The organism is Actinocrinis sp. (genome assembly GCF_035946395.1).
Classification (GTDB): domain Bacteria; phylum Actinomycetota; class Actinomycetes; order Streptomycetales; family Catenulisporaceae; genus Actinocrinis.
In genome coordinates this window covers 1-5,021 of sequence record NZ_DASYZI010000101.1, presented here as the reverse complement: position 1 = coordinate 5,021, position 5,021 = coordinate 1, and the positions used below count along the sequence as shown (strand labels likewise).

The window sequence follows — 5,021 nt, the reverse complement described above, 5'->3', positions numbered from 1 at the left end:
GTGCCGAAGGCCTCGATCTCGGCGATCTGTTCCCTGGTCAGTTCGGCGGGCGCCTGGCCGTCGGCCAGCTTGGCGGCCTGGACCTGGCGGCGGATGTCCTCGACGATCTCCGGGTTCGCCAGGGTCGTCACGTCGCCGACGGCGGTGAAGTTGGAGATGCCCGCGATGACCCGGCGCATGATCTTGCCGGAGCGGGTCTTGGGCATGTCGGGCACGATCCACACGTTCTTCGGCCGGGCGATCTTGCCGATCTCGCGCTCGATCGCGCCCGAGACCGCTGCCTCGATCCCGCCGTCCCCGGTCATGCCGGGCTTGAGCGAGACGTACATCTCCACCGCCCGCCCGCGCAGTTCGTCCACCACCGGGACCGCGGCGGCCTCGGCGATCTGCTCGACGGTCAGCGCGGCGGACTCCAGTTCCTTGGTGCCGAGCCGGTGCCCGGCGACGTTGATCACGTCGTCGACCCGGCCGAGGATGCGGAAGTAGCCGTCGGCCGCCTGCACGGCGCCGTCCCCGGCCAGGTACGGCCAGTCGCGCCAGTCGGTGCTGTCCGGGTTCTTGCAGTACTTGGCGAAGTAGATCTCCTTGAACCGCTCCGGCTGGCCCCAGATGGTCTGGAAGATCCCCGGCCACGGGTTGCGGATGCAGATGTTGCCCGCCTTGCCGGACCCGGCCGGGACCTCCTGGCCGTTCTCGTCGTAGATCACCGGGTGGATGCCCAGTACGCCGGGGCCGCAACTGCCGGGCTTCATCGGTTGGAGGGCCGGGAGGGTGGAGCCGAGGAAGCCGCCGTTCTCGGTCTGCCACCAGGTGTCCACGATCACCGCCTGCCCCTTGCCGACGACCCGGTGGTACCAGCGCCAGACCTCCGGTTCGATCGGCTCGCCGACCGTGGTCATGTGCTTGAAGTGATAGTCGTACTTGGCCGGCTCGTCGGGGCCGATCTTGCGCAGCATCCGGATGGTGGTGGGCGCGGTGTGGAAGGTGGTCACCCCCAGCCGTTCGGCGATGCGCCACGGCCGCCCCGCGTCGGGGTAGAGCGGCACGCCCTCGTACATGACGCTCGTGGTGCCCAGCGCCAGCGGGCCGTAGACGATGTACGAGTGCCCGGTGATCCAGCCGATGTCGGCGAAGCACCAGTACGTGTCCTCGGGGTGGATGTCCTGGTAGTACTTCGACGTGCCGGCGACGTAGGCGAGGTAGCCGCCGGTGGAGTGCTGGCAGCCTTTGGGCCGTCCGGTAGTGCCTGAGGTGTACATCAGGAACAGCGGCGCGTCGGCCGGCATCGAAACCGGCTCCACCAGGGCGTCCCGGTAGTGCGCGAGCAACGCGTCGACGAAGAAGTCCCGGCCGTCGACCATCGCGGTCGCCGAACTGTACTTCCCGGGGTGGCGCCGGAACACCAGCACCTTCTCCACCTCGGCGCCCTCGGCCCGGGCGGCCTCGACGGCCTGGTCGGCCTTGGCCTTGTGGTCGATCAGTTCGCCGTTGCGGTAGTAGCCGTCGATGGTGATCAGGATCTTGCTGCCCGAGTCGGCGATCCGGCCACCGCAGGCGACGCCGGAGAACCCGCCGAAGACCTCGGAGTGGATCACCCCGAGGCGGGCGCAGGCCAGCATCGCCACCGGCAGTTCGGGGACCATCGGCAGGTGGAAGGTGATCCGGTCACCCGTTTGCACGCCGAGGCCGCGCAGCAGCGCGGCGAACTCGTTGACCCGCCGCCACAGCTCCCGGTAGGTGATCGCGACGGTGGCCTGCTCCTCGGGTTCGGGTACCCAGATCAGCGCCGCCTGGTTCGGCCGCAGCGCCAGGTGCCGGTCGACGCAGTTGTAACAGGCGTTCAGCCTGCCGCCGACGAACCAGCGCCAGAACGGGGGGTTGCTCGTGTCCAGGGTGGTGTGCCAGTAACGGTCCCAGTCCAGCAGGTCGGCGTAGGCCTTGAAGCACTCCGGGAACCGGTCCAGGCCGAACCGGTCGAACAGTCCAGGGTCGGCGCCGTTGGCCTGGGCGATGAAGCACGGCGGCGGCGCGACGTACTCCTCCTCGCGCCAGTGGACCGCGATCTGCGCCTCGGAGGCCTGGGTCTTGCCGGACTCGTCGATGCTCATAACTCGGCTCCCTTACCGAGAGGGTCGGGCGGGCGGCGGGTTCAGTCCGTGTCCCCGGCGGCGTGGTCCTCCGGGGCGAGAAGCCCGGAGCAGAGCCCGAATTCGTAGAGTTCGGCGGCGATCACGCATTCCCGCTGGAAGAGTTCGGGATCGTCGCCCAGGCTGGACCAGCACCACGCCTCCGCCTGGTCCAGAGCGTGCTTAAGGACGGCGGGCAGCGCCCCGAGCGGCAGCGTCTCGGCCTGATGGCGCAGCGGCGACAGCGCAGCGGCGGACTCCCGGCACGGGGCCGCGGCCTCCAGCCGGGACAGCAGCACGAGCACCTCGCCTCGGAGGTACTGGCGTGTCATCACGATCGCCACCAGCCTGACGCGCACAGACCGGGGCGCTCCGCCCGGTCTGCGGAGAAATACCAACGTATCGCCGAGAGCGGGCCTTTGCCAGGTGCGGATTTGAAGACTTCTTCACTTTCCCTGATGATGGAGCCGCCGACGGACGGGCCGGCGGCGAGGACTCGGGTGGCGCGGTGAGAGCGGAGGTGGGCGGGGTGCCGGTACCGCTGTATCAGGCCAAGGCGGAGTTCTTCCGGGTACTCGGCCACCCGGTGCGCATCCGGGTGCTTGAACTGCTGTGCGAGGGCCCGAGGCCGGTGCGCGAACTGCTGGCCGAGTTCGACATCGAGGCCTCCAACCTGTCCCAGCAGCTGGCGGTGCTGCGCCGCTACGGGATAGTGACCGCCACCCGCGACGGCTCGACGGTGGTGTACGCGCTGGCCGGGGCGGACGTCTCGGAGCTGATGCTGGCCGCGCGCCGCATCCTGACCGAACTGCTGGTGGACAAGCGCGAGCTGCTGGCCGCGTTGCAGGACACGGGCGCCGGATGAGCTGTCCGTGATCCGTCCCCGCCCTGCCCTGCGCGTCCCGTCGTGTTCGCCGTGTCTTCCTTGTCTGCCGTATCGCTGCCGTGAGTGGGAACCGTCGTGCTCAGCCTGCTGAGAAAGATCGCCTCCGTCGGCCGGGTCGCCGAGCCCGCCCCGCCGCCGCCCGAACCGGCCGCGCCGGAGCTCGCCCGGCGTATCAAGGCACTGCGCGGGTCGGCGCAGGTGCGCTGCGTGGACGCGGGCTCGTGCAACGGCTGCGAGATCGAGATCGGGCAGGCGTTCGGGCCCGTCTATGACGCGGACCGCTACGGAGCCCGGATCGTGGCCTCGCCCCGGCACGCCGACGTACTCCTGGTCACCGGGCCGGTGACGCGGAACATGGCCGAGCCGCTGCGCCGTACCTATGCCGCCGCGGCCGAGCCGCGAGTGGTGATCGCGGTCGGGGACTGCGCGATCGACTGCGGCGAGTTCGCCGGGGCGTACGGCGTCGAGGGTGCCGTGTCGGACGTGGTGCCGGTGGACCTGGCCGTGCCGGGCTGCCCGCCGGCTCCCGATCAGATCGTGGCCGCGCTGCGCCGGGTGACCGGCCGGTGAGCGTGAATCTGGCCGGGACGGCGCTCGCGGCGGCCGCGGGCTTGTCCGGCGGCGCGGTCGTCGTGGCGCTGGGTACGCCGGCGCGGGTCAGAGTGCCGCTGGCCGGACTTCTGAGCGCTTTGCTGGGCGTCGCCGCAATGGTCGCGGGCGGCGCGGCGCTCTCGGGGCGCACGTTCGCCGTGCGACTGCCGAACCTGCTGCCGCTCGCGGGCGTGTCCCTCGACGTCGATGCCCTGTCCGGGGTGTTCCTGGCGGTCACCGGGGCCGTCGTCCTGGCCGCGTCGATCTACGGGATCGGATACGCCGCCGGAGCCGGGCGCAGCCGCGCGGCGCAGGCGCTGTGGCCGCTGTTCGCTCTCAGTCTGCTGCTGGTACCCGCGGCGGGCAGCGTGTCCACGCTGCTGGTGGCCTGGGAGCTGATGGCCCTGTGCTCGCTGCTGCTCGTCGTGTCCGGCGATCCGGCGGACGGACGGGTGCGTGAGGCAGGGGTGTGGTACGCGGTGATGACCCACCTGGGTCTGGTCGCGATACTCACCGGGCTGATGTGGCTGGCCGCCGCCGCGCACACCGAGACCTTCGCCGGTCTGCGTGTCGCCGCGGCCGGGGTGTCTCCGGCCGTGCGCGGCGGGGTGTTCGTGCTGCTCCTGCTGGGCTTCGGGTCGAAGGCGGGCATGGTGCCGCTGCACGCCTGGCTGCCGCGCGCCCACCCGGAGGCGCCCAGCCCGGTCTCGGCGCTGATGAGCGCCGCCATGGTGAATATGGGAATCTACGGCCTCGTACGCGTCGGGCTCGACCTGATGGGCGGCGGCTCGCGCTGGTGGTGGCTGACCACGCTGGCGCTGGGCGCGCTCTCCGCCGTGTACGGGATCGTGCAGGCGGCCGTCGCGAACGACCTCAAGCGGCTGTTGGCGTACTCCACCGTGGAGAACCTGGGCCTGATCCTCGTCGGCGTCGGGGCCGCCGGCGTGTTCGACCACTCCGGGCACCCGGCCCTGGCCGCGCTCGCGCTGGCCGCGGCGCTGCTGCACACCGCCACCCACGCCGGATTCAAGACCCTGCTGTTCCTGTCCGCCGGCTCGGTGCTGCACGCCACCGGCGTCCGGGACCTGGATGAACTCGGCGGGTTGCGTACCCGGATGCCGGTGACCACCGCGCTGTTCGCGCTCGCCGCGCTGGGAGCCGCGGCGCTGCCCGGCGGTGCCGGGTTCCCGTCCGAGTGGCTGCTTCTCCAATCCCTGATCCACGGCCTGGCGGTGCCGGGCAGAGCGGTCGTCGTGGTACTGCCGGTCACGGTCGGCGCGGTCGCGTTGTCCGCGGGCCTGGCGGTGGCGACCTTCGTCAAGGCCCTGGGAACCGGGTTCCTCGCCAAGGCGCGCAGTGCGGCGGCCGAGCACGCCCACGAGGCCACCGGGTCGATGCGGGTGGGGATGGGGCTGGCC

5 protein-coding genes are annotated in these 5,021 nt (G+C 71.3%); 3 read left to right on the top strand and 2 right to left on the bottom strand.

Annotation, left to right across the window (positions count from 1 at the left end; genetic code table 11):
- Together acs and VGS97_RS06810 are read right to left on the bottom strand one after the other, a co-directional pair.
- A partial coding sequence (acs, locus tag VGS97_RS06815; RefSeq protein ID WP_326852382.1) for an acetate--CoA ligase occupies positions 1-2,108 on the bottom strand: 2,108 nt, incomplete at its 3' end.
- Between the two features lie 41 nt (positions 2,109-2,149).
- Positions 2,150-2,485, bottom strand: coding sequence for a hypothetical protein (locus VGS97_RS06810; protein WP_326852381.1), 336 nt, complete (start codon positions 2,483-2,485; stop codon positions 2,150-2,152).
- A gap of 170 nt (positions 2,486-2,655) precedes the next feature.
- Between VGS97_RS06810 and VGS97_RS06805 the strand changes: the two genes are divergently transcribed.
- The 3 genes from VGS97_RS06805 to VGS97_RS06795 form a co-directional block, all read left to right on the top strand.
- Complete coding sequence (locus tag VGS97_RS06805) at positions 2,656-2,991, top strand: metalloregulator ArsR/SmtB family transcription factor (RefSeq protein WP_349262010.1); 336 nt, start codon at positions 2,656-2,658, stop codon at positions 2,989-2,991.
- Positions 2,992-3,087: 96 nt separating this feature from the next.
- Complete coding sequence (locus tag VGS97_RS06800) at positions 3,088-3,582, top strand: NADH-quinone oxidoreductase subunit NuoB (RefSeq protein WP_326852379.1); 495 nt, start codon at positions 3,088-3,090, stop codon at positions 3,580-3,582.
- Between the two features lie 2 nt (positions 3,583-3,584).
- On the top strand, positions 3,585-5,021 hold a 1,437-nt coding region (locus VGS97_RS06795), incomplete at its 3' end, for a proton-conducting transporter membrane subunit (RefSeq protein ID WP_349262009.1).